The 22815-nt window shown below is 67.9% G+C and carries 23 protein-coding genes; 12 read left to right on the top strand and 11 right to left on the bottom strand.

Annotation, left to right across the window (positions count from 1 at the left end):
* The first annotated feature begins 315 nt into the window (after positions 1-315).
* The 5 genes from ACYVD7_RS04880 to ACYVD7_RS04860 all read left to right on the top strand — a co-directional run bounded on the left by ACYVD7_RS04880 (position 316) and on the right by ACYVD7_RS04860 (position 5496).
* Positions 316-2061 carry a glutamine--tRNA ligase/YqeY domain fusion protein gene (locus ACYVD7_RS04880; protein WP_460759766.1) on the top strand — a complete coding sequence of 582 codons (1746 nt, stop codon included), beginning with the start codon at positions 316-318 and terminating at the stop codon, positions 2059-2061.
* A 607-nt stretch (positions 2062-2668) separates the two neighbouring features.
* Positions 2669-2956, top strand: coding sequence for a hypothetical protein (locus tag ACYVD7_RS04875; protein ID WP_460759825.1), 288 nt, complete (start codon positions 2669-2671; stop codon positions 2954-2956).
* Positions 2956-3531, top strand: coding sequence for a nucleoside deaminase (locus ACYVD7_RS04870; RefSeq protein ID WP_460759764.1), 576 nt, complete (start codon positions 2956-2958; stop codon positions 3529-3531). The genes ACYVD7_RS04875 and ACYVD7_RS04870 overlap by 1 nt, the downstream gene beginning before the upstream one ends.
* Positions 3532-3791: 260 nt before the next feature.
* Positions 3792-4859, top strand: a complete 1068-nt coding sequence (rlmM, locus tag ACYVD7_RS04865; RefSeq protein WP_460759761.1) for a 23S rRNA (cytidine(2498)-2'-O)-methyltransferase RlmM — start codon at positions 3792-3794, stop codon at positions 4857-4859.
* A gap of 112 nt (positions 4860-4971) precedes the next feature.
* Complete coding sequence (locus ACYVD7_RS04860; RefSeq protein ID WP_460759759.1) at positions 4972-5496, top strand: hypothetical protein; 525 nt, start codon at positions 4972-4974, stop codon at positions 5494-5496.
* Between the two features lie 87 nt (positions 5497-5583).
* On the opposite strand, the gene ACYVD7_RS04855 is transcribed toward ACYVD7_RS04860, so the two are convergent.
* Both ACYVD7_RS04855 and ubiH read right to left on the bottom strand, forming a co-directional pair.
* On the bottom strand, positions 5584-6801 hold the full coding sequence (locus ACYVD7_RS04855) for an FAD-dependent oxidoreductase (protein WP_460759756.1): 1218 nt from the start codon (positions 6799-6801) through the stop codon (positions 5584-5586).
* Positions 6798-8042 carry a 2-octaprenyl-6-methoxyphenyl hydroxylase gene (gene ubiH / locus ACYVD7_RS04850; RefSeq protein ID WP_460759824.1) on the bottom strand — a complete coding sequence of 415 codons (1245 nt, stop codon included), beginning with the start codon at positions 8040-8042 and terminating at the stop codon, positions 6798-6800. The genes ACYVD7_RS04855 and ubiH overlap by 4 nt, the downstream gene beginning before the upstream one ends.
* Before the next feature lie 136 nt (positions 8043-8178).
* Between ubiH and ACYVD7_RS04845 the strand changes: the two genes are divergently transcribed.
* From ACYVD7_RS04845 to ACYVD7_RS04835, 3 genes are all read left to right on the top strand, one after another.
* Positions 8179-8760, top strand: coding sequence for a DUF6580 family putative transport protein (locus tag ACYVD7_RS04845; protein ID WP_460759754.1), 582 nt, complete (start codon positions 8179-8181; stop codon positions 8758-8760).
* 98 nt (positions 8761-8858) lie between these two features.
* Positions 8859-9413 (top strand): cob(I)yrinic acid a,c-diamide adenosyltransferase, encoded by a 555-nt coding sequence (locus tag ACYVD7_RS04840; RefSeq protein WP_460759751.1) that lies wholly within the window; start codon positions 8859-8861, stop codon positions 9411-9413.
* Between the two features lie 397 nt (positions 9414-9810).
* A complete protein-coding gene (locus tag ACYVD7_RS04835; RefSeq protein ID WP_460759748.1) occupies positions 9811-10743 on the top strand; it encodes a histone deacetylase family protein in 933 nt (310 codons plus the stop codon).
* Positions 10744-11060: 317 nt separating this feature from the next.
* On the opposite strand, the gene ACYVD7_RS04830 is transcribed toward ACYVD7_RS04835, so the two are convergent.
* From ACYVD7_RS04830 to ACYVD7_RS04800, 7 genes are all read right to left on the bottom strand, one after another.
* Positions 11061-11480 carry a hypothetical protein gene (locus ACYVD7_RS04830; protein ID WP_460759745.1) on the bottom strand — a complete coding sequence of 140 codons (420 nt, stop codon included), beginning with the start codon at positions 11478-11480 and terminating at the stop codon, positions 11061-11063.
* 380 nt (positions 11481-11860) lie between these two features.
* Positions 11861-12451, bottom strand: a complete 591-nt coding sequence (locus ACYVD7_RS04825) for a hypothetical protein (RefSeq protein WP_460759743.1) — start codon at positions 12449-12451, stop codon at positions 11861-11863.
* Between the two features lie 161 nt (positions 12452-12612).
* On the bottom strand, positions 12613-13008 hold the full coding sequence (gene gcvH, locus ACYVD7_RS04820) for a glycine cleavage system protein GcvH (RefSeq protein WP_460759740.1): 396 nt from the start codon (positions 13006-13008) through the stop codon (positions 12613-12615).
* Between the two features lie 99 nt (positions 13009-13107).
* Positions 13108-14238 carry a glycine cleavage system aminomethyltransferase GcvT gene (gene gcvT / locus ACYVD7_RS04815; protein ID WP_460759738.1) on the bottom strand — a complete coding sequence of 377 codons (1131 nt, stop codon included), beginning with the start codon at positions 14236-14238 and terminating at the stop codon, positions 13108-13110.
* Between the two features lie 71 nt (positions 14239-14309).
* Complete coding sequence (locus tag ACYVD7_RS04810; RefSeq protein WP_460759735.1) at positions 14310-14792, bottom strand: hypothetical protein; 483 nt, start codon at positions 14790-14792, stop codon at positions 14310-14312.
* Positions 14793-14815: 23 nt separating this feature from the next.
* Positions 14816-15256: an NfeD family protein gene (locus ACYVD7_RS04805; RefSeq protein ID WP_460759733.1), complete on the bottom strand. Its 441-nt coding sequence runs from the start codon at positions 15254-15256 to the stop codon at positions 14816-14818.
* Positions 15257-15259: 3 nt separating this feature from the next.
* Positions 15260-16216: an SPFH domain-containing protein gene (locus tag ACYVD7_RS04800; protein WP_460759731.1), complete on the bottom strand. Its 957-nt coding sequence runs from the start codon at positions 16214-16216 to the stop codon at positions 15260-15262.
* A gap of 215 nt (positions 16217-16431) precedes the next feature.
* Here ACYVD7_RS04800 and ACYVD7_RS04795 point away from each other — a divergent pair, with 215 nt between their 5' ends.
* The 3 genes from ACYVD7_RS04795 to ACYVD7_RS04785 all read left to right on the top strand — a co-directional run bounded on the left by ACYVD7_RS04795 (position 16432) and on the right by ACYVD7_RS04785 (position 19135).
* Complete coding sequence (locus ACYVD7_RS04795; RefSeq protein ID WP_460759728.1) at positions 16432-17052, top strand: RNA polymerase sigma factor; 621 nt, start codon at positions 16432-16434, stop codon at positions 17050-17052.
* The gene (locus ACYVD7_RS04790) at positions 17045-17962 is read left to right on the top strand and encodes a hypothetical protein (RefSeq protein WP_460759726.1); all 918 of its coding nucleotides are present in this window, start codon (positions 17045-17047) and stop codon (positions 17960-17962) included. Before ACYVD7_RS04795 ends, ACYVD7_RS04790 begins: the two co-directional genes overlap by 8 nt.
* 63 nt (positions 17963-18025) lie before the next feature.
* On the top strand, positions 18026-19135 hold the full coding sequence (locus ACYVD7_RS04785; protein WP_460759724.1) for a PDZ domain-containing protein: 1110 nt from the start codon (positions 18026-18028) through the stop codon (positions 19133-19135).
* Between the two features lie 171 nt (positions 19136-19306).
* Here ACYVD7_RS04785 and ACYVD7_RS04780 read toward each other — a convergent pair whose 3' ends face one another.
* Both ACYVD7_RS04780 and ACYVD7_RS04775 read right to left on the bottom strand, forming a co-directional pair.
* The gene (locus ACYVD7_RS04780) at positions 19307-20308 is read right to left on the bottom strand and encodes a hypothetical protein (protein ID WP_460759721.1); all 1002 of its coding nucleotides are present in this window, start codon (positions 20306-20308) and stop codon (positions 19307-19309) included.
* 311 nt (positions 20309-20619) lie between these two features.
* A complete protein-coding gene (locus tag ACYVD7_RS04775; RefSeq protein WP_460759718.1) occupies positions 20620-21585 on the bottom strand; it encodes an aldo/keto reductase in 966 nt (321 codons plus the stop codon).
* A gap of 77 nt (positions 21586-21662) precedes the next feature.
* On the opposite strand from ACYVD7_RS04775, the gene ACYVD7_RS04770 reads away from it, so the two are divergent.
* Complete coding sequence (locus ACYVD7_RS04770) at positions 21663-22799, top strand: GGDEF domain-containing protein (RefSeq protein WP_460759715.1); 1137 nt, start codon at positions 21663-21665, stop codon at positions 22797-22799.
* The last annotated feature ends 16 nt before the right edge of the window (positions 22800-22815 follow it).

Here is a 22815-nt window from a genome sequence, read left to right as displayed (position 1 = left end):
GACCCCCTGCGCACCTTCGCCCGACCCCCTGCGCACCTTCGTTCGACCCCCTGCGCACCTTCGTTCGACCCCCTGCGCACCTTCGCCCGACCCCCTGCGCACCTTCGCCCGACCCCCTGCGCACCTTCGTTCGACCCCTGCGCACCTCCACGCACCCATTGCCTCCGCGCTCCGGCGAGATGGGCGTGTCGGCGGGTCCGCGACGGCGGGTCGCGCGCCCTACGTCTCCAGGCGGGTCGGTGACCGACACCATTGCCGCTGCCCGTCCGGCGCTACCGGCTAAACTGCGCGATCTCCCCGCTTCCACCGCCCCGAATGTCCGCCACGCCTGACACCGCCGTCCCCGCCACCCCGGAAAAAAATGACTTCATCCGGCAGATCGTTCGCGAGGACCTCGCCAGCGGCAAGCACGCGGCCATCAAGACCCGCTTCCCGCCGGAGCCCAACGGCTACCTGCACATCGGCCACGCCAAGGCGATCTGCCTGGACTTCGGCGTCGCCCGCGAGTTCGGCGGCGAGTGCAACCTGCGACTGGACGACACCAACCCGGCCAAGGAAGACCCCGAATACGTCCGCGCCATCCAGGACGACGTGCAGTGGCTCGGCTTCGCGTGGCACGACCTGCGCCACGCCTCCGACTACTTCGAAGTGTTGTACCTGGCCGGCGAGAAGCTGATCCGCCAGGGCGACGCCTTCGTCTGCGACCTCAGCGCCGATGAAGTGCGCGCGTATCGCGGCACGCTCACCGAACCCGGCCGCAATTCGCCGTACCGCGACCGCTCCGTCGAGGAGAACCTCGACCTGTACCGCCGCATGCGCGCGGGCGAATTCCCGGACGGCGCGCGCACGCTGCGGGCCAAGATCGACATGGCCAGCGGCAACATCAACCTGCGCGATCCGGCGCTGTACCGCATCAAGCACGTCGAGCACCAGAACACCGGCAACGCCTGGCCGATCTACCCGATGTACGACTTCGCGCACTCGCTCAGCGATGCGGTGGAAGGCATCACGCATTCGCTGTGCACGCTGGAGTTCGAGGACCACCGCCCGCTGTACGACTGGTGCGTGGACAAGGTCGACCTGGCGCATTCGCCGGAGCTGGTCGCGTCGCTGACCCGCAAGGGCTTGCCGTTCGAGGCCAGCAAGCCGCGCCAGATCGAATTCTCGCGCCTGAACTTCAACTTCCTGGTCATGAGCAAGCGCAAGCTGCTGGCGATGGTGGACGAAGGCCTGGTCGACGGCTGGAACGATCCGCGCATGCCGACGCTGCAGGGGATTCGCCGACGCGGTTACACGCCGTCGGCGCTGCGCCTGATGGTCGATCGCGTCGGCATCAGCAAGCAGAACTCGCTGCTCGACATCTCGATCCTGGAAGGCGCGCTGCGCGACGACCTCGACGCGCATGCGCCGCGCCGCATGGCGGTGATCGATCCGCTCAAGGTGGTGCTGGCCAACCTGCCGGAGTCGCACGAGGAATCGCTGACATTCTCCAACCATCCCAAGGACGCGACGCAGGGCGAGCGCAGCATCCCGTTCGCGCGCGAGCTGTGGATCGAGCGCGAGGACTTCGAGGAAGTTCCGCCGCCGGGCTTCAAACGCCTGACCGTGGGCGGCGACGTGCGGCTGCGCGGCGCCGGCATCATCCGCTGCGACGAGGTGGTGAAGGACGACGCGGGCAAGGTCGTCGAGCTGCGCTGCACGCTCGACCCGGAATCGCGCCCGGGCATGGAAGGCGCCAACCGCAAGGTGAAGGGCACCATCCACTGGGTCAGCGCGAAGCACGCGGTGGCGGCGGAAGTGCGCCTGTACGACCGGCTGTTCACCGTTGCGGATCCTGACAACGACGAAGGCGGCAAGACCTACCGCGACTACATGAACCCGGAGTCGCGCCGCGTCGTCACCGGTTATGTCGAACCTGCCGCCGCGCAGGCCACGCCGGAGCAGTCGTTCCAGTTCGAGCGCACCGGCTATTTCGTCGCCGATCGCTATGACCACACAGTCGGCAAGCCCGTGTTCAACCGCAGCGTGACCCTGCGGGATACGTGGTCCGGAAAAGCCTGAGCCACCAGCAACGCTGCGCGCCTGCCTGCCGATGCGCGCAGCACACGATGCTTTTCTCCTCCCCTTTTCGCGCAGCGCAAGGGGGAGGCTGGGAGGGGGTGCTTCTGCTGTCGTCGTTGCTTCTGTTCTTCCAAGCCAACAGCAGAAACGAAGGCACCCCTCCCCAACCCTCCCCTTCGCCTTTGGCGAAAGGGAGGGGGTAAACAGCAGCCCGATTTGCTCCTCCCCTTTGCGCGCAGCGCAAGGGGGAGGTCGGGAGGGGGTGCTTCTGCTGTCGTCGTTGCTTCTGTTCTTCCAAAGCCAACAGCAGAAACGAAGGCACCCCTCCCCAACCCTCCCCTTCGCCTTTGGCGAAAGGGAGGGAGCAGAATCTCCCGTCACTGTCTTCCGACCGTGACCACGCCCGGAGCACGCGATGCGCACACTGCCCGCCCTGATCATCCTGCCCCTCCTCATCAGCCTGCTTGCGCTCACCGCCTGCGTCGCGCCGACGCGGCAGGGCGACGATGCGAAATCGTCCGCCGATCAATCCGCAGCACCGACAGCATCACAGCCGGCAGCAACACCACCCGCCGCACCCAAGCGCGAATGGCACACCGGCGGCGAGCTGCCGCCGCCAAGCATCAGCGACGACGCCACCGCTTCGCCCGGGAAGGCGCCGGTCGCCGTCGACACGACCTGCAAGGTCGACGCCGATTGCGCGGTGAAGAATGTCGGTAACTGCTGCGGCGCGTTCCCTGCCTGCGTCAACGTGAACAGTCCGACCGACCCGGAAGGGGTCAAGGCGCAATGCGCGAAGCAGGGCATGGGCTCGGTCTGCGGCTTCCAGGAAATCGCCGGCTGCAGCTGCGTGAAAGGCCACTGCGAAGCGCAGGCCGGCGGGGCGCTGCAGTAATGCTCTACGCGCAGGTCCATCTCACCCTGCCCGCCTGGGTCCACGAATCGATCGACACCGCGCGCATCTACACCAGCGACGACGACAAGGTCGCGCTCGCCATCGAACTGTCGCGACAGAACATCGAAGCCCGCAGCGGCGGTCCGTTCGGTGCCGCCGTGTTCGGCCCCGACCATCGTCTGGTCGCCGTCGGCGTCAACCGCGTGATCCCGCATTCGTGCTCGGTCGCGCACGCCGAGATGATGGCGTACATGCTGGCGCAGCAGCGTACCCAGCGGGTGCGACTCAACCGCGACGCCGACGACAACCCCATCGGACCGATCACGCTGGCGACGTCCTCTCAGCCGTGCTGCCAGTGTTACGGCGCCACCGTGTGGGCGGGCATCGACCGCCTGCTGATCGGCGCACGCAGCGAGGACGTGGAAGCCCTCACCGAATTCGACGAAGGCCCGCTGCCGGCGGACTGGGTCGGCGAACTCGAACGCCGTGGCATCGCGGTGACACGCGACGTGCAGCGCGAAGCAGCGCGGTACGTGCTGCGAACCTATGGGGAGCGTGGTGGCGATCGCTATTGAGGGTTGTCCGGCCGTCGCACCATTGGCCTCGTCGTGCATCCCTTTCATCCCGGATACATCCGTTCTACGCCCGTTCAAGCCCGCCCCGTTTCCGAACGCGGTCACTTGCTTCACGCTCCTCCTGTCATCCCGAACGCGATGCGGACCCCGCGGCCGTCTTGTTGCGGCACCACAACCCGCAGTCGCACCACGAAACCCGCATGGGTTCGAGGGCACTGTGACCCACACCGACATCACCGCTGTACTCCGGACCACACGCCATGACCGCTGACGCCCTGTTCTGCTGGTGCCGCGCCGGCTTCGAGCCCGAACTCGCCGCCGAGCTCAACGAACGCGCCGGCCAAGCGGGTTTCGCCGGCTACGCGCGCACCGAGCGCAACAGCGGCCACGTGGAGTTCCTCTGCGACGATGCCGCGGCGTTGTCGCGGGCATTGCCGTTCTCGAAGCTGATCTTCGCGCGGCAGAAGCTGCTGCGCCTCGCCGACCTGCGCGGCATCGACCCGAAGGACCGGATCACGCCGATCCTGGCCGCACTTGACGCGATGCCCAAGCCGGCTGGCGGCGCGTTCGGCGAACTGTGGGTCGAGCATCCCGACTCCGATGAAGGCAAGCCGCTCGCTGGCCTCGCGCGCAGCTTCGGCAACGCACTGCGCCCGGCGCTGCGCAAGGCCGGCTGGCTCACCCGCGAAGACGACACACGCAAGCCGCGATTGCACGTGGTCTTCCTCGACGGCGACCACGTCGTGCTTGCCAGCGCCGAGCAGCGCGACAGCTCGCCATGGGCATTGGGCATCCCGCGTCTGCGCATGCATGCCGAAGCGCCCAGCCGTTCGGCGCTGAAGCTGGAGGAGGCGTTGCTCACGCTGCTCACCGACGACGAGCGTCAACGCCTGCTGCGCGACGGCATGCGTGGTGCCGACCTGGGCGCGGCACCCGGTGGTTGGACCTGGGTACTGGTGCGCAACGGGCTGCACGTAACCTCGATCGACAACGGCCCGCTGCGCCAGAACCTGCTCGACAGCGGTCGCGTGGACCACCTTCGCGCGGACGGCTTCCACTGGCAGCCCAAGTCATCGCTGGACTGGATGGTGTGCGACATGGTCGAACAGCCGCGCCGCGTCGCCGAGCGCATGGCGACCTGGCTGCGCGAAGGCTGGTGCCGGCACGCGATCTTCAATCTCAAGCTGCCAATGAAAAAGCGCTGGGACGAAACGCGGTTGTGTCTGGAGCTGTTCGAGCAGCAGGCGAAGAAGCCGCTGCTGGTGCGCGCGCGGCAGCTCTACCACGATCGCGAAGAGATCACGGTGTTCGCGACGACCCGCAACTGAAAGCCGCGCTGAACGATCCAGTACGCATGTTCAGCCGCGGTTTCGCTGATTGACGCGGGATTTATTTCCGCCGCGCTAGGGTCGGGTCGTCCCACCATAGGGAGGACACCGCATGAAACGCACGATCTCAATCATTCTGCTGACCGCAATCGTGTCCACGGCGTGGGCGCAGTCCGCGCCGGAGCAGACGCCGCCCACGCCGGCCACGCCAATGGAAAGCGTGCCAACCGAAAGCGTGCCGCCCGAAACCACGGCGCCGCCGACGGAGGAGGCACCCGTGCCTGCCAACGAACCGATGCGGGACGCAACGATGAATGGCACGACGATGCGCAGGGAGTCGATGCCGCCCCCGCCGACGCAGGAAAGTTCGCCGCCCGTGCCGCCGAACGCGCATGCCGTGGTCCTGCCGCAGGCCAGCGCCAGCATCGGTGCGAACGTCACCGTGAGCTCGCATCCGAACGATCCGGTCGCTACCGGCTGGCGCCCCGGCTTCCGTGCGCTGGACACCGACCAGGACGGCGAACTCTCGCGCGCCGAAGCCAACCGGAACGCGACGCTGCAACAGCAGTTCGCTGTGCTGGACGCCGACCACAGCGGCCGGCTGTCGCGTGACGAAACGCAAAGCGTGGTGAACTGACGCGGCCGATGTGACCTGATCATCGCGCGATGGCCACGGCACGAACGCCGCGGCGCGATGACTACCGCGCCGGTTACGAGGCGCTGATTACAGCCCGGCCGCGTGCTTCCAGAACGCATGCCGCAGCGGCGGCAGCTTGCCGACCAGGCCCAGCAACGGCCCCCGCGCCAGCGTGGCGAGCAGGTTGTCGTTGGAGAACAGTCGGTTGAGGCCATCGAAGGAATACGCCGCAACGGCATTCTCGCTGCGGCGTTCGCGTGCCCAGCGTGCCAACGGTGTCGCGGCACCGGGATCGCGACCGGCTTCGCGTTGCTTTTGCAGCACGCCACGCAGCGCGGCCACGTCGCGCAGGCCCAGGTTCACGCCCTGCCCGGCGAGCGGATGCACGACGTGGGCGGCATCGCCGATCACCGCGACGCGGCCCGCGGTGCACGCCTGCGCCAGCTGGCGCCGCAGTGGAAACGCCGCGCGTCGCGAAACGGCAGTCAACGCACCCAGCGTGCCGGCGAACGCGTTGTGCAGCTCGCGCAGGAAGGACGCGTCGTCGGCCTGCAGCAGGCGCAGCGCTTCGGCTTCCGGCAGCGTCCACACGATCGAGCTGCGGTGACCGTCATTGCCGGCAACACGCTCGTTCGAAAACGGCAGGAACGCCAGTGGTCCGGTGGGCAGGAAGCGCTGCCAGCAGGTCGCGGCATGCGGGAGCTCGTGGTCGACGAAGGCGACCAGGCCGTTCTGGCCGTAGTCGTGGGTGAAGGTCTCGATCCCGGCCAGCGCGCGCAACTTCGAATCGCCCCCGTCGGCCGCCAGCACCAGTCGCGCGCGCAGGCGCGTGCCGTTGTCCAGCTCCAACGTGGCGTGGTCGCCCGTCGCGTGGTCGTCGCCCTGCTCGAGCGCCGTGACTTCGCCGGGGCAGACGATGCGCACGCCTGCCGCGGGCAACGCAGCCCACAGGCGATCCACCAGCAGGCCGTGTTCGACGATCCAGCCCAGCTCGCGCCGCCCGAATGCATCCGCGTCGAACGTGAGCGCATCGCCGCCGGCGGCATCCCACACGCGCATGCCACGGTACGGCTGCGCGCGTGCATCGCGCACCGCATTCCAGGCGCCAAGGTCGTCGAGTAGCGCGGCGTTGTCCGGCGCGAAGGCGTACACCCGCAGGTCGGGCGCGTCGGCGCGCCAGCGGGCGGGTTCGCGCGCCTCCACCAGCGTCACCTGCCAGCCGTCGCGCGCCAGCGCCAGCGCCGCGGCGGCGCCGACGACACCGGCGCCGACGATGGCGATGTCGATCACGTCACGGCGGCTCATGCGGCGCCCTCCGCCAATACTGCGTTTCGGCAGAGCGCGGGCACGTCGCCGCGATAGCCCATCGCCGCGCCGACCAGGAAGGCCTGCGCCGACGGCAGCCGATCGAAGGCGAACAACCCGAGGCTGCGCAACGGCCGCAGCACGCGCGAGGTGTGGGACGTGATTCGGGCGAGGCCGTCGGAGAATGCCAGCGTACGTTCGCGGTCTTCCTGCCGGCGCTGGGCGTAGCGCGCGAGTAGCGCTGCGTCGCCGCAATCGAAGGCGCGATCGGAAGTACGACCGGCTTCGATCATTTCAGCCAGCGTCAGCGCATCGCGCAGGCCGAGGTTGAACCCCTGCGCGCCGATCGGATGGATGGTCTGCGCCGCATTGCCGACCAGCACGGCGCGCGGCGCGGTGAGTGCGTTTGCCATCACCCGGATCGCCGGGTAGGCGCTGCGTGTGCCGCAGGACTCGAAGCGGCCCACGCGCCAGCCGAACGCATCCTGCGTACGCGCCAGGAAGGCGGTTTCGTCCAGTGCGGCGACGGCGTCGGCGTCCTCGCGTGCGACGGCGTGGATCAGGCCGTAGTGGCGATCGCCGCGCGGCAGCACGGCGGTGGGGCCGTCGATGCCGAAGCGCTCGTAGGCGGTGCCGTCGGGGGCACGCTGCGCGCGCAGGCGGGTGACGAAGAGGGTCTGGTCGTAGTCGTGTTCTTCGGCGCCCATGCCCAGAGCATCGCGCACGCCGCTGCGGGTGCCGTCGGCGGCCACAAGCAGGCGCGCGCGCAGGACGCGTTCGCCATGCACGTCGTCGTTGATGCGGATGGCGCGGAAGGCGTCGTGGGTGTCGGCGAGCCCGACGAAGCGCGCCGGACGGTAGCGGTGCAGGCGCGGCAGCTGCGCCAGGCGGGCTTCCAGCGCGTCGCCGAAATCGCGCGCGACCACGATCCGGCCGAACTCGCTACGGCCATGGCGATGCGCGTGCAGCAGCGTGCGGCCGAAGTCGCCGCGGCGGCTGATATGGATGCGCTCGATCGCACCGGTCGGCGCGCGCAGCTGCTGCATCACGCCCAGCGCGGTGAGCGCGTTGACGGTGGCTTCGGCGAAGCTGAGATTGCGTTCGTCGAACACGGCCGGCAGCGCGCCCACGGCGCCGGCCTCGACCAGCCCGACATCGACGCCGATGCGCTCCAGGGCGATGGCCAGGCTCGCGCCGACCAGTCCGCCGCCGATGATCAGGACGTCGTGCACGGAAGCCACCGGCTCGGACGCCGGGGCCAGGGGGGAAAGGTCGGTCTGGGGCATTGCGTTATGCTAGCGAACCGCGCTGGAAACCACCCGCGCCACGGCGAAATCCGCCGTCCGGCCTTCGCTCCTGCTTTACGGAATCCACCTCATGAACCGTCCGACTTCCCCGTCCTTCGCTCCCGGCCCGCTGGTCCTGGGCGTCATGATCCTGCTGGCCGCACTGAGCCGCCTGCTGCCGCATCCGTGGAACTTCTCGCCGGTGGAGGCCATCGCGCTGTTCGGCGGCGCCTATTTCGCTTCGCGCAAGTGGGCGCTGATCGTGCCGCTGGCGAGCCTGCTGGTGTCCGACGTGGTACTGGGGCTGGTCAACGGCGGCACCTACTTCGAATACTTCAGCACGCCGAGCTTCTGGATCGTCTACGCCTGCATCGCGCTGTCCACGGTGCTGGGCTTCGGCCTGCGCGGCAAGGTCAACGGCACGCGCGTGCTGGGCTTCTCGCTGGCCGGTTCGGTGCTGTTCTTCGTGGTCAGCAACTTCGGCGTGTGGCTGACGGCGGTGGTCGTGCCAGGTTATCCGGCCTGCGGCACCGGCCTGATCCCCTGCTACGTCGCCGCGATCCCGTTCTTCCAGTGGACGGTAGCGGGCACGCTGTTCTACTCGGCGATCCTGTTCGGTGGCTTCGCCCTGCTCCGCCAGCGCGTACCAGCGCTGCACGCGCAGACGGTCTGACACCCGCGAGGTGCCTCTTGGTTGCCGGTCGTCGGTTGCGACCACCGGCAGCCGATGACCGCCTACCGACCAGCAACTGACAACCGGCTCCTGCACGCATGGGCAACCGACTCTCCAAGATCTACACCCGGACCGGCGACGACGGTTCCACCGGACTGGGCGACGGCTCGCGCGTGGCCAAGGACTCCGCACGCGTCAACGCGTACGGCACGGTCGACGAAGCCAACTCCTGCATCGGCCTGGTATTGGCCACAGAGATCCCGGATGACGTGCGCGCGCTGCTGACGTCGATCCAGCACCAGCTGTTCGACCTGGGCGGCGAGCTGTGCATTCCCGGCCACGCGGCGATCTTCGACGCCGACATCGACAACCTGGAAGCCAGGCTCGACGCCTTCAACGAGCCGCTGCCGGCGCTCAAGGACTTCATCCTCCCCGGTGGTGGCGAGGCTGCCGCGCGCTGCCACATCGCCCGCACCGTGGTGCGCCGCGCCGAGCGCGATACCGTCACGCTGTCGCGCCACGACGCCGTGCGCCCGGAAGCCATCCGCTACCTCAACCGCCTGTCGGACCTGCTGTTCGTGCTGTGCCGCGTGCTGGCGCGCGCCAGTGGGCAGGGCGAGGTACTGTGGGACCACGATCGCCGCAAGGGCTGATTTCAAAGGCTGGTTTCGAAGGCTGGTTTCGAAGGCTGGTTTCGAAGGCTGGTTTCGAAGGCTGGTTTCGAAGGCTGGTTTCGAAGGCTGGTTTCGAAGGCTGGTTCCGAAGGCTGGTCTCCCAGCCTGTTTCGAAGATCGATTTCGAAGACCGATTTCAAAGGCCAATTTCGAGACCGTCGCCCGAAGTCGTCCTTCGCATCGTTGCGAGCCACGGCTCGATGAGGCAAACGCGGGTCGACACGCTTCCAGCTGATTCGACGCGGGCCGACTCGACTCCACCGGCCTGCCCTGCGGTAAGCGCCGGATCATCAGTCGCATCGCTTTCACACCGCACCTCAGGCCACCGGCTAGGATCGTGGCCTCTTCATGGCCTCGCCAACGCTACCGGCATCCCGTGCGCTTCTACACCCATCCTGCCTGCCTGCTGCACGACACCGGTCCCGGCCACGCCGAACGACCGGCGCGACTGGAAGCCGTCACCGCCGCGTTGACCGACGCATTTCCGCAGCTGCCGTGGACGCAGGCGCCACGCGCCACGCGCGGGCAACTGCTGCGCGTGCACGACGACGCGCTGCTCGACATGGTGCTCGACACCCGCGTCGCGCAGCGGCTGCCACTGGATCCCGACACGGTGCTCTCGCCGGGCTCCGCCGAGGCCGCCCTGCGCGCTGCCGGTGCGGGCATCGCGGCGGTCGATGAAGTCATCGCAGGCGCGGCCCTGCGCGACGCCAGTCGGACGCGTGCGTTCTGCGCGGTGCGGCCGCCGGGGCATCACGCCACGGCGTCGGTGGCGATGGGCTTCTGCCTGTTCAACAACATCGCCGTCGCGGCGGCGCACGCGCTGGACGGGCACGGACTCGCGCGCGTGGCGGTGGTCGACTTCGACGTACACCACGGCAACGGCACCCAGGCGATCTTCGCCAGCGACTCGCGCGTGCTCTACCTCAGCTCGCACCAGATGCCGCTCTACCCCGACACTGGTTACCCGGACGAGCGCGGCGTCGGCAACGTGGTCAATGCGGCATTGCCCGCGGGATCGGATGGCCGCTTCTTCCGCGACCTGTGGGAAGGGACGTTGCTGCCGGCGCTGGACGCGTTCCGGCCACAACTCCTGTTCGTGTCCGCTGGATTCGACGCCCATCGCCGCGATCCGCTGGCGCAGGTGATGCTGGAGGCCGCGGACTACGCCTGGTTGACGCAACAGCTGCTGGCGATCGCGCAGCGGCATGCACAGGGACGGGTGGTGTCGATGCTGGAAGGCGGCTACGACCTGGATGCGCTGCGTGAGTGCAGCGTGGCGCACGTGGATGCGCTGGTGGGCGGGTAGTTCGACCACCTGGGGTTCATGGAAGCGGGCGTCGCTTCCGGGCACGTTGCGGCGTCAGTGGGTATCCAGACCAGGCGGGGAGAATCCGCGGCGTCTTCTCTTCTGCACCGGGTAGATATGGCCCGAGTGCTGTTGCGAAACCTTGATGGCAATCGCGCCCTGGGCCGAGGCGCCGTCACGTCACTTTCTGCGGCGCGCTGCGGCGCGACTGATGACTCAGTGGGCCGGCGGTGCCGTGGCGCCCCAAAAAAAAACTCTCCCCCCGCCTGGGCTGCGGGGAGAGAGCTGCATTACGGTAATCGGGACTTTCTGTTCTTTTAGATCATCGGCGCCGGGGTGGCCGGCATGGCAGCAGCAGCGGCCTTCTTGGAAGCGCGCTTCTTGGCAGCCTTCTTGGCCGGCTTCTTGGCAGCCTTCTTCGCAGCCTTCTTGGCCGGCTTCTTTGCAGTCTTCTTGGCAGCCTTCTTGGCGGCCTTCTTGACGGTCTTCTTGGCAGCCTTCTTAGCCGGCTTCTTGGCAGTCTTCTTGGCGGCCTTCTTGGTCGCCTTCTTGGCGGCCTTCTTGGCGACCTTGCGGACGGCCTTCTTGGCGGCCTTCTTCACGGTCTTCTTGGCAGCCTTCTTGGCGGCCTTCTTCACGGTCTTCTTGGCGGCCTTCTTGGCGCCAGCCTTCTTTGCGACCTTCTTCGCAGCCTTCTTGGCGGCGGGCTTCTTCTTAGCAGCTTTCTTAACGGCCATGGTGTGGCTCCTCGTCAGTGGTGTAACAAGCCCCTTTCAGGGCACGGTCTTTCGGGGTTAACAGCCCAGTGCAAAAACCGCCGCAGGCAAGCCCGCGGCAAACCGTAGGTGCGCCACGCGCACCAAAGCGGATGCTTGTTCCGTCGCCATCGGCCCGCGACGGGTGGCTTCCGATCCACGCCCGAAGGCACGGACCGGAGCCGTAGCGATCGCCCCGCAAACAAAAACCCGATCCGCGAAGGGCGAACCGGGTTGGGTGCGATCACTGGGTTGGATCAGGGTTAGCTGCAAATTCGCAGAGGACAGAACGCCAACGTCCACCGTCTTCATGTTGCGGGCGGAGGTCCGTTTTTTGCTGCGTGTTGTCGCGATTGCTGTGCTCACTCTATTCCGCAGGAAACGTCTGCTGGGCGAAACCTAATCACGGTTTTTCGACATGTCAACAATCTGAAGCAAATTTTTTCCACCCCCCTTTCCCGGTCGTCCTGGCGCATCGCCCCGCATCGCGCCACGACGGCGTGCACGAAGTTCGTCCAGCGAACTCGCATGCACGCAACGCGCGATAACCAAAGCACGTAAATAAAGGCATTTCGCATCAGCGCTACGCGCGCATGCCGTGCCATCACGAATGTCGCAGCCGCGCGACGACGCGCCAGGACAACGACGCGATGCGCCGTTTGGCGGCGCTTCACGGACTGGACGAATGGCGACCCGTTTCGGCGTCGCACAAGTCGATTTGCGCAAAACTGCGCAAACTTTTTCCGGGGCAACACGCACCCGCTCGGCGACGCATGCGGGAAGCGCGTGCGATCACGCATCGCGTTGGCGCCGGCATCGCTGCGCGATGGATCGGGGAGCGAAGTCGGGGAGCGCGCCGCTGTCGGCGCGGCGAAAGGCAGCGGCGCAATGCCGCTTTCCACGTTCGTGGCGATCGCGCCGGAAATCCGGTGAGCGGTGACCAGCGCGTGCATGCCGGACGGACGCGGATTCGAGAGAAGGGGGATTTCGAGCGGGAGATTCCAGCAGGAAGATCCCGGGCGAGTCCCGGAAGCGAGACCCCAGAAACGACGATGCCGGCGGGTTGCCCGGCCGGCATCGTGGTGTTGCGTTGCGGGCAGCCCCGCCGACGGACTCAGTGGTCTTCGTCTTCGAGCAGCTCGGCGTAGTCGTCCGGACCCAGCAGGTCGTTGAGCTGTTCGGCGTCCTCGATCTCCATCGTGAACAGCCAGCCTTCGCCGTAGGCGTCCTCGTTGATCGTTTCCGGCTTGTCGGCGAGCGCGGCGTTCACCGCCGTGACCTTGCCGCTGACCGGCGCGTACACGTCGGAGGCGGCCTTCACCGACTCGACGACGGCGCAGGCATTGCCGACTTCGACGCGATCGCCGACGTTGGGCAGCTCGACATACACCAGGTCGCCCAGCAGGCCCTGCGCGTGGTCGGAGATGCCGACGGTGACCTTGCCATCACCTTCGACGCGGGCCCACTCGTGGGACTTGAGGAACTTGAGGTCGCCGGGGATCTCGCTCATTGCTAACTCCGTGTATTCGATCGGTACGTTGGGGGAAGGTGGCTAAGTGTAGAGCAGGCCGGAGCAGGCGGTTCAACCGTCCGGCATCGAACGGTGGACTCAGATGCCGTCCTGCGGCTTGCCGTCGCGGACGAACGGGAACTTGACCACGCGCACCGGGACTTCCTTGCCACGGATGTCGACGCGGACGTTGCCCGCCGCGCCCAGCGGGATGTCGCCCGCCGGCACGCGCGCGAAAGCGATCGCCTTGCCCAGCGTCGGCGAGAAGGTGCCGGAGAGGATCTCGCCCTCGCCATGGGCGGTCAGGACCTTCTGGCCGTGGCGCAGCACGCCCTTCTCGTCCATGACCAGGCCGATCATCTGCCTGGGCACGCCGTTTGCCTTCTGCGCTTCAAGGACGCTGCGGCCGGTGAAGTCGCGCGGCTTGCCATCAGCCTGATCGTCGAGCGCGACGGTCCACGCCAGCGCGGCCTCGTACGGCGACACGGTTTCGTCCATGTCCTGTCCGTAAAGATTCATGCCAGCTTCCAGGCGCAGCGTGTCGCGCGCACCCAGGCCTGCCGGCTTCACGCCCGCCGCGAGCAGTGCATTCCAGAAGGCGACGGTCTGCGGTTCGGGGACGATGATCTCGAAGCCGTCCTCGCCCGTGTAACCGGTGCGGGCGACGAACACATCGACGCCATCGACCGTCTTCGCCTCGCCGGCGACGAACTTGCCCAGCTTGGCGATCGCCGCGCGATCTTCCTCGCGCAGCACGCCGAGCACCTTCTCGCGCGCGGTCGGGCCCTGCACCGCGATCATCCCGAACTCCGGGCGCTCGGTGACCGCGACGTCGAAAGCCTTCGCCTGCGCGGTGATCCACGCCAGGTCCTTGTCGCGCGTGGCGGCGTTCACCACCAGGCGGAAATACTGCTCGTCGCGGTAGTACACGATCAGGTCGTCGATCACGCCGCCCTGCGCGTTGAGCATGCAGGTGTACAGCGCCTTGCCTGACTTGAGCAGCTTGTCGACGGAATTGGCGACCAGCTTGCGCAGGAAGTCGCGCACCTTCGCGCCGCGCAGGTCGACCACGGTCATGTGCGAGACATCGAACATGCCCGCGTCCTGGCGCACCAGGTGGTGCTCGTCGATCTGCGAGCCGTAATGGATCGGCATGTCCCAGCCGCCAAAGTCGACCATCTTGGCGCCCAGGGCGCGGTGGGTGTCGTTGAGGATCGTCTTCTGCGTCATCGGTGCGGGGTCGGGTGTGTGGGGGAGCCCGGGATTATCGCAGAGACCGGCGCGCGGCCGGCCGGTCAACACTATTCGCCATATCCTTCGTTGTAGCAGGCGATTCCCGACGTCTGCAGGCGGACGAACTTGCCGTCCTGCAGGCGCACCGCCCAACGTACGGTCTCGTACATTTCCTCGGCGCCCGTGGTGTCGACCACGGCCACGATGCCCGCATCGGCCGCGCCATCGCGTTCGCACGTCGCCAGGGCGAGCTGTTCGCCGCGGCGCAGCAGCGGAAGCGCGATCGCGTCGGTGATGATCCAGTGCGCCTGGTTGCCGACGTGCCCCGCCGCGCGCTCGGCGACCAGGTAACGCGGCCGACCGCGGGCGTCATCGAGTACGCCCATGCCGGATGCGCAGATCGCATCCGGCGTCGTGCCCGAACCCACGCACGCCCCGAGGCTCGAAACCAGTCCGTCCGGATAGGGCGGAACCTCCCGCCCGATCCAGTCGGCGCTCCCGGCCAGCACCGGCGAGGCGAAGCACAACAACCACAGGGCGTGGACTCGCATCGCGCCTTCCCCAGATAGCGTTATCAGGCCGTGACGGCTTCGACCTGCAGGCTCATCCCGTCGACGGCCACGATCTTCACCGGCGTTCCCGCCGCGAGGTCCGGACCGCGCACGTCCCAGTACGCGTCGGCGATCTGCACGCGACCGCGGCCGTTGCTGATGGCCTGATCCAGCGGCACCACGCGACCGATCAGTGCATCGGCGCGACGGTTCAGCGTCGGCTTGTCGCTCGCGCGCTGGCGTCCGCGGAACCAGCGCCGGTACACCTGGATCGAGATGAAGCTGAGCACGACGAACAGCGTCACCTGCGCCAGCACCGGGATGTCGAACAGCAGCACCACCACGAACACCGCCGTCGCCGCGAACCCCAGCCACAGCATGAATGCGCCCGGCGCCATCGTCTCCAGGGCGAACAGCACCAGTGCCGCCGCCGCCCACGCCACTACCTGCCAGTCCCAACGCATGGATCAGCCTCCCCGCGCCGGCATCGGCGGCGGCGCCTTGCCACCCTGGTGCGACATGGCTTCCTTCGCCAGCTCGGCGATGCCGGCGAGCGAACCGATCACGCCGGCCGACTCCATCGGCATCATCACGAACTTCTGGTTCGGCGCTTCTGCCAGCGCCTTGAACGCCTCGATGTACTTCTGCGCGACGAAGTAGTTGATCGCCTGGACGTTGCCGCCGGCGATCGCGTCCGACACCACCTGCGTCGCCTTGGCCTCGGCTTCGGCCAGGCGTTCGCGCGCTTCCGCGGAACGGAACGCGGCTTCCTTATTGCCTTCGGCCTCCAGGATCACAGACTGCTTCTCGCCCTCGGCCTTGAGGATCGCCGCCTGGCGGAAGCCCTCGGCTTCGAGGATGTTGGCGCGCTTCTCACGCTCCGCCTTCATCTGCCGCGCCATCGAATCGATCAGGTCGCGCGGCGGCTGGATGTCCTTGAGCTCGATGCGGTTGACCTTCAGGCCCCAGGGATGGGTTGCCTGGTCCACGGCGACCAGCACCTTCGCATTGATCTCGTCGCGCTTGGACAGCGACTCGTCCAGGTCCATGGAACCGATCGAGGTACGGATGTTGGTCATCACCAGGTTGAGGATGGCGATCTCCAGCTGTGCGACTTCATACGCCGCCTTGGCCGCGTCGAGCACCTGGAAGAACACGATGCCGTCGACCTTGACCACCGCGTTGTCCTTGGTGATCACGTCCTGGCTGGGGACTTCCAGCACCTGCTCCATCATGTTGATCTTGCGGCCGACGCCCTGGTAGATCGGCATCAGGAAGTGCAGGCCCGGCGTCAGCGTGTGCGTGTACTTGCCGAAGGCCTCGACGGTCCATTCGTAACCCTGCGGCACCATGCGCACCGCCTTGAACAGCACGACCACGCCGGCGAACAGCAGTACGACGGCCAATAGCGAACCCAGTGTCATTTGGAACCCCCTCCTGTGGATGGGTTCAGTATAGGACGGTGAGATGGTGGACCGGGGGCGACGCGACGGAGCGCCGTGTTGCGCCGGTTCTTTGTGATGCGGTGCTTGCGACCTGCTGTTCACGGGCCGCCGGCGCGGCATCAACGTCATCGTGGCTCGCGGTTGGTCGCGGGCCGCTGCGACGGTTTCCCCACCTGCTGCATCTTTGTCCTGGAATGCCAGCCACCTCGTCCTTCGCCATCGATGTCCCCGACAGCCTGCTTGCCCGGGCGAAGGCGGGCGAGCGTGCGGCGTTCGAGCAGATCTACCGCTGGTTCGAACGGCCGGTGTTCACGCTGGCGCTGCGCATCGCCGGCGACCGCGAGGAAGCCGCCGAGGTGCTGCAGGACACGATGTTGAAGGTGCTCGGGCGCGTGGGCGATTTCCGCGGCAACCAGGGCGAAGGCGGCAGCCCGTTCTGGGCATGGCTGCGACAGATCGCGGTGAACGAGGCGTTGATGCGACTGCGCAGCCGGCGCTCGCACGGGATAGAAGTTGCGATCGACGACGAATACACGCTCGAAGATCGTACCCCGCTGCCGCCCGCCGCCGCCGATGCCGCGCAGTTGCAGCGCGCGTTGGCACAACTGCCGGCGCCCACCCGCAGCGTGCTGTGGCTGTACCACGCCGAGGGCTACACCCATGAGGAGATCGCCACGCTGATGCAGCGCACCGCGAGCTTCTCGAAATCGCAGCTGGCACGCGGCGGACGTCGCCTGCGCCAGTTGCTGGACCCGCAGGACGTCGCGCCCTCACCCGGCGCGGCCGCAATACCGATGGAGGTGCGTCATGCCTGATTCCTTCGACCCGCGCCGCGCGGACGATGCGCCCGCTGGATGGTCGCAGGCGTTCGCGACGATGCCGCTGGAAGCCGCGCCCGCGGATGGCTGGGCGCGAGTATCCGCCGCACTCGACCGGCGCGAAGCCCCCAACCACCGTGCGCGCCGCGACCGCCGCACCAGCTGGTTGATCGGCGCGGCCAGCGCAGCCGTGCTCGCGATCGTCGCGTGGGCACCACTGCAACGGATGATCGTTGCGCCGGGCGAAGCGGTTGCCGTATCGCCTGCAAGTGGACGCGCGACCACCGCGGTGGTGACGACATCGGTGGGCACGCCGACCGCCTCGGGCATGACGCCATCGCCCAGCACGACCGCGCCTGACGAAGCCGCCACCCCGGTCGGCGACACGCAGCGCGGGCCCGTGAACACATCGCGTGCCGCGATCGCCTCCACCTCCACTGGTTCCGACGCCCCCACCACGCCCGATCCGCTCGCGCAGCAGCGCCGCGCCAACCGCGACGCCGCGCGTCGCGCGACCAGCCGCCTCGTCGCCACCCTGCCGATGCTCGCGCCGCCGTCGCTGTCGTCGACACCGGTCGCTGGCGCCGGTGCTGCCGACACCACTGATGCGACCGCGGCCATCGCCGCGCTCCGGGCGCAGTCGTCGCAACTCGAAGCACTGGTCGCGCTCGCACGCGACGAGCGTTTCGGCAGCGCCACCACGGTGGCGATCACCCTCGCGCTCGAGGGCGACATCGCCAGGATCGACACCGCACTCGCCCATCCCGACCTGGACGCAGCCCGCCGCGCACACCTGTGGCAGCAGCGTGTCGAAGCGCTGCGGCAACTGGCCGGCGTGGAGACCACACAGCGCTGGTTCGCCGCGCAGGGCGCGCACTACGACGACGCGATGGTCAGCGTCTACTGAGTCCTTCCCACCTGTCCATCGCATCACCTCGTTCACCGCACCACCCACATCGCGGAGTCTCCAATGAAACGCAAAACCCTCGTGACCTCGCTCGCCCTCGCGCTGGCGCTGGTCGTCACCGGCGCTATCGCGCAAGGCCAGGCTGGCGACGCCGCCAAGCAGAAGGAACTGGAAGCCGCCCGCGCCGACCTGCATCGCGCGGCCGAACGCGTCGCCGAGCTCTCGCGCGAACTGGGCGTACACGGCCCGATGATGGAACGCTTCGTCGAATTCCACGCAGAGCAGCACGGCGAGCAGCGCCCGATGGTCGGCGTGTTGCTGGAACCCGACGACGCTGCCGGCGTGCGCATTGCCGATGTCGTGCCCGATGGCGCCGCCGCCAAGGCCGGCCTGCGCGGTGGCGATCGCCTGCTCTCCATCAATGGCCGGGCCATCACCGGCGAAGACGGCGATGCGCGACTGGACGATGCCAGCAACCGCCTGCGCGCACTCGACACCAAGACGCCCGCGAAGCTCGGTTACGAGCGCGATGGTCGCCGCGCCAGCCTCGACGTCACGCCGACGCTGGGCGACCACCTGATGCGGCTGCGCAACTTCGAGCATCCGGGCATGCATCCCCCGGCCATGGGCGGCATGGACGAGCGCGTGATCGTCATGCGCGATGGCGTCGCACCGGAAATCCGCCGCGAGATCATCCGCATGGGCCACGAAGGCGCATGCCGCGACGGCGACTGCATGCTGGCCGAAGCCTTCCGCCTCACCGGCCTCAACCTGGCGTCGGTGGACAAGCAGCTGGGCCATTACTTCGGCACCGACCACGGCGTGCTGATCCTCAGCATCCCCGACCAGATGGGCGGATTGAAGGCGGGCGACATCGTGCAGAAGGTGAATGGCAAGCCGGTCAACACGCCGCGCGAAGCCATGGTGGCCACGCATTCGCAGCCCGCGGGAACGAAGATCAAGGTGGAGTACCTGCGCGACCGCCAGGTCGCATCGACCACGCTGGCGCTTCCCGAGCGCCGCGCACTGCCGGTGCCACCGCCGCCGCCCGCAGCACCCGCGCCGCCGATCCCGCCGGAACCGCCGCAGCTGGCGCCCCCACCGCCGCCGCCCGCACCCGCGGCACCGCCTCCGCCGCCGGCACCCCCGGCTGCACCGATGGCGTTGCTGTAACCGGAGGCAAACAAAAAGCCCCGGATTTCCGGGGCTTTCTGTTAGTGCGGATGGATGCACTGTGTCATTCCGTGCGGGGGCGCGGAATCGGCAAGCAGGTTTGCTGTTGGTTCACCGTCCGCGCAACACGCATCCACTACCGGCACTTTTTCACGTGCCAGCCATGCGCGCTCAACGACCCGGCAAGCGGCAGCACTTGCGGGAGGCCCTCAGCTCTGCCGCGCCGCCACCGTTGTTCTGCGCCGAACAGATGCCCTCGCTGCTGTAAACGAAGGGCATGGTCCAGCTGCCACTCTGGCATTGCGTGCCGGTTTCCGTGTAGCCCGCCGGACAGGCGCCGGCAACCACGTTGGCTTGCCCGCCAGCGGCAACGGACTCGACGGTCTGCGGCGACGTCACGCAATCCAGCGCCGTGGCCTGCGGGTTGATGAAGTAACCCACGATATCGGCAACGACGTGCGTCGCGGAATTCGCATACAGGCTGATCTCCGACGCCGCCATGCTCTGGTCCAGGCGCACGATCGCCATGCTGCTGTAGAGCGCGCCGGTCTTGTAGGCCATCGTCGCCGCGAGCGGGCGGGTGGTGTTGTACGGGTACGCGGTGATGTAGCCGTTGTTGGTAGGGCTGACAACGGTGAAGTTGATCGCCGCAGCCGCGAACGAGCCCATGCCGCCAACGCCGCAATCAGTGGAATCACCGCCCTGGAAGCTGTAATTGGCCACGGCCGTCACGTCGACGCCCCGCGTTTCCGCGGCGGCAAAGGCACCGCCTGCCACACGCGTGTCGAGGAGGCGGCAAGGCGCGACCGGCATGAAGACCAGATCCTTGTCGATGTCGATGCCCAGCGACTTGGTTATCGTCGGCGACGACGAGGTGCCCACCAGCGCTTCGTTCATCCCGTCGAACGTGCGCGCGTCCAGGGCTTTCCGCAGGGCGTCCTGCGTGCTGCGCGCGAACGGCTGGGCCAAGCCACGGGCCCACTTGGCCGGCGCGACGTGGTAGGCCTCCTGCACGTAGGGCGCCCACTTGAGCACCAGTGCGCGGACCAGGTCCCCACGACGCGAATGCTGCTCCTTACCCTGCACGGCACCGGGTTGCGCGGCATCGACATTTCCGGCGGCGACAGCCACCAACAGCGCCAGCACCGCCAGGCGCATCCGACTACTTTTCATGTTTTCCCCTCGTCAGTGAAGTTGAGTGGCCGGGTCCAGGTCACGGCCCACCCAACGGGATACGCAAAAAGTCCCGGCTCAAGGCCAGCGGCAGCACGACAGCCTCCGATGCCGGCAACGTACCGGTCCCCTGGCAAAACAGGCTTCCTGAAACCCTCGCGAGGGTCCCGGAATCGACTGCGAGGGTTTCCGGAACGCTCCAAAGACATGTGGCGACCGGTCGCGAAGGCTCCCGGGAAGGGTCGCAACACCGAGTCGCAGGGGCTACACCGAGCAAGCGTGTCGCTGGCCTTACCCGCGCACCAGGCCCGTCAGGCGACCGCTGCTTCCACCCGGTCCCATTCGGCCTCGCCGAGGCGTTGCGTCAGATCCAGCGCCTGCAGGTTCTGCACCAGCTGCTCGACCCGGCTCGCACCGAGGATGACGCTGGACACGTGCGGATTGCGCAGGCACCAGGCCACCGCCAGCGCGGCCGGTTCGACGTCGAGGTCGTGGGCGGCGCCGACGAAGCGGCGCGAGCGTTCGATGCGGCGATCCTCGCTGCCACCGACGACGATCCGCTGCAGCCAGCCTTCCTTGCCCAGGCGCGCGTCCTCTGGGACGCCGGCGCTGTACTTGCCGGTCAGCAGGCCGGACGCGAGCGGCGAGAAGGTCGTGGTGCCCAGGCCGAATTCGGCATAGAGCGGCGCGTATTCCAGTTCCACGCGTTCGCGGTGCAGCAGGTTGTACTGCGGCTGCTCCATCGTCGGTGCGTGCAGGTTGTGGGCGCGCGCGACCTTGTGCGCTTCGCGGATCAGCGTGGCCGGCCACTCGGACGTGCCCCAGTACAGCACCTTGCCCTGGCGGATCAGTGCGTCCATCGCCCACACGGTCTCGTCCACCGGCGTGTCCGGATCGGGGCGATGGCAGTAGTACAGGTCGAGGTAGTCCACGCGCAGGCGCTTGAGCGCGTCGTGGCAGGCGTCGGTGACGTGCTTGCGCGAGAGCCCCTTCTGCGTCGGCCGGGGGTCGACGGCGGAGCCGAACATCACCTTGCTGGACACGCAAAAGCCGTCGCGCGGCAGGCGCAGGTCGGCGATGACGTCGCCCATCACCGCCTCGGCCGCGCCGTTGGCGTAGCCCTCGGCGTTGTCGAAGAAGTTGATGCCGTGGTCCCACGCGGCGGCCACCAGGTCGCGCGAGACGCTGCGGGTGATCTGCCCCCCGAAGGTGAGCCAGGCGCCGAAAGACAGGGCTGACAACTGCAGGCCGGAGGAGCCGAGGCGACGGTATTGCATGACAGGTTCCGTGTAATCGTCCGCGTTGCCGTGCATGCTACCCGCCTTGCACCCCGGACCGTGTGGAGCCCATCGACGTGCAAGCGCTCATCCGCAAAGCCCGCCATGCCTTCGACCTGCTGCTGGCGCAGCCGGACGAGATCATGCTGGAGGTCGGTTCGGGCGGCGAACTGCTGGTCGCCCGCCTGCGCGCGGTGCTCTCGATGCTGTTGTTGCTGCTGCCGCTGGTGAACGCGGCGACCGGCGGCACGGTGCGCGAGACCATGATCGGACTGGGCGGCGCGGTCTTCGTCAATCTCTTCGCGCAGGTGTGGCTGGCGCTGGCGCACCGGCGCCGGCAGCACCGCTGGCTGCCCTTCGCCACTTCTGCATTCGACGTCACCGCGACCACGCTGGTGCTGGTCGTGCTGACGCTCAACCACCTGCCCTCGGGCCTCAACAGCATGGTGGTGTGGTGCGGCTACGTGCTTTCGATCGTGGTCACCGCCCTGCGCAGCGATGGGCGCGTGACCCTGTTCGCGGGAATCCTGGCGCTGCTCCAGTACGGGCTGGTGGTGCTGGTGGTGATGGCCACGACGGCGTCGCCGGAAGACCTGATCTCGCTGGACTACGGCGCCGTTTCCCTGGGCTCGCAGATCCAGCGGCTGGTGTTGCTGGCGATGGTCACGCTCGTTACCGCGATGGTGACCTACCGCATGCAGCGCGTGGTCGAGATGTCCGGCACCGACGGCCTCACCGGCCTGCCGAACCGCATCTGGTTGTTGCATCGCGTCCCGCGCTTGATGGATGCGGCGCAGCTCGACGGCAGCAGCCTGTCGCTGGCGCTGATCGACCTGGACAACTTCAAGCGCATCAACGACGAAGCCGGCCACCATGCCGGCGACCGCGCGATCCGCCATGTCGTGGCCACGCTGCGCGAGACGATCGAACCCGGCGAGAACCTGGTGCGCATCGGCGGGCAGGAGTTCGTGCTGCTGCTGCGCAAGCCCATCGGCACGGCATGGGAGCGCGTCGACGCGATCCGACGGCAGCTGCTGGCGCGGCCGTTCGAGCCCGAGCGCGGTGGCGACGCCTTCCGCGTCAGCTTCAGCGCCGGCATGGCGACCTATCCGCAGGAAGGCGTCGATCTCTCGCGCCTGCTGCGGCGCGCGGACCAGCGCCTGCAACAGGCCAAGCGCGAAGGCCGCAACCGGGTAGTGGCGCGGGACACCTAGGAAGGTCTGAACAACC

The sequence above is a fragment of the Lysobacter fragariae genome, assembly GCF_054779775.1.
The sequence above is the reverse complement of the archived record's forward strand: the minus strand, read 5'-3'. Positions and strand labels throughout refer to the sequence as shown.

Bases quoted from the DNA above. Each gene is read 5' to 3' on its own strand.
- ACYVD7_RS04785 (WP_460759724.1), top strand. From the start codon at position 18,026: ATGAAACGCAAAACCCTCGTGACCTCGCTCGCCCTCGCGCTGGCGCTG.
- ACYVD7_RS04795 (WP_460759728.1), top strand. From the start codon at position 16,432: ATGCCAGCCACCTCGTCCTTCGCCATCGATGTCCCCGACAGCCTGCTT.
- ACYVD7_RS04790 (WP_460759726.1), top strand. From the start codon at position 17,045: ATGCCTGATTCCTTCGACCCGCGCCGCGCGGACGATGCGCCCGCTGGA.
- ACYVD7_RS04830 (WP_460759745.1), bottom strand. From the start codon at position 11,480: ATGGCCGTTAAGAAAGCTGCTAAGAAGAAGCCCGCCGCCAAGAAGGCT.
- ACYVD7_RS04870 (WP_460759764.1), top strand. From the start codon at position 2,956: ATGCTCTACGCGCAGGTCCATCTCACCCTGCCCGCCTGGGTCCACGAA.
- ACYVD7_RS04845 (WP_460759754.1), top strand. From the start codon at position 8,179: ATGAACCGTCCGACTTCCCCGTCCTTCGCTCCCGGCCCGCTGGTCCTG.
- gcvH (WP_460759740.1), bottom strand. From the start codon at position 13,008: ATGAGCGAGATCCCCGGCGACCTCAAGTTCCTCAAGTCCCACGAGTGG.
- ACYVD7_RS04860 (WP_460759759.1), top strand. From the start codon at position 4,972: ATGAAACGCACGATCTCAATCATTCTGCTGACCGCAATCGTGTCCACG.
- ACYVD7_RS04805 (WP_460759733.1), bottom strand. From the start codon at position 15,256: ATGCGTTGGGACTGGCAGGTAGTGGCGTGGGCGGCGGCGGCACTGGTG.
- rlmM (WP_460759761.1), top strand. From the start codon at position 3,792: ATGACCGCTGACGCCCTGTTCTGCTGGTGCCGCGCCGGCTTCGAGCCC.
- ACYVD7_RS04825 (WP_460759743.1), bottom strand. From the start codon at position 12,451: ATGCACGCGCTGGTCACCGCTCACCGGATTTCCGGCGCGATCGCCACG.
- ACYVD7_RS04780 (WP_460759721.1), bottom strand. From the start codon at position 20,308: ATGAAAAGTAGTCGGATGCGCCTGGCGGTGCTGGCGCTGTTGGTGGCT.
- ACYVD7_RS04800 (WP_460759731.1), bottom strand. From the start codon at position 16,216: ATGACACTGGGTTCGCTATTGGCCGTCGTACTGCTGTTCGCCGGCGTG.
- ACYVD7_RS04810 (WP_460759735.1), bottom strand. From the start codon at position 14,792: ATGCGAGTCCACGCCCTGTGGTTGTTGTGCTTCGCCTCGCCGGTGCTG.
- gcvT (WP_460759738.1), bottom strand. From the start codon at position 14,238: ATGACGCAGAAGACGATCCTCAACGACACCCACCGCGCCCTGGGCGCC.
- ACYVD7_RS04840 (WP_460759751.1), top strand. From the start codon at position 8,859: ATGGGCAACCGACTCTCCAAGATCTACACCCGGACCGGCGACGACGGT.
- ACYVD7_RS04855 (WP_460759756.1), bottom strand. From the start codon at position 6,801: ATGAGCCGCCGTGACGTGATCGACATCGCCATCGTCGGCGCCGGTGTC.
- ACYVD7_RS04880 (WP_460759766.1), top strand. From the start codon at position 316: ATGTCCGCCACGCCTGACACCGCCGTCCCCGCCACCCCGGAAAAAAAT.
- ACYVD7_RS04775 (WP_460759718.1), bottom strand. From the start codon at position 21,585: ATGCAATACCGTCGCCTCGGCTCCTCCGGCCTGCAGTTGTCAGCCCTG.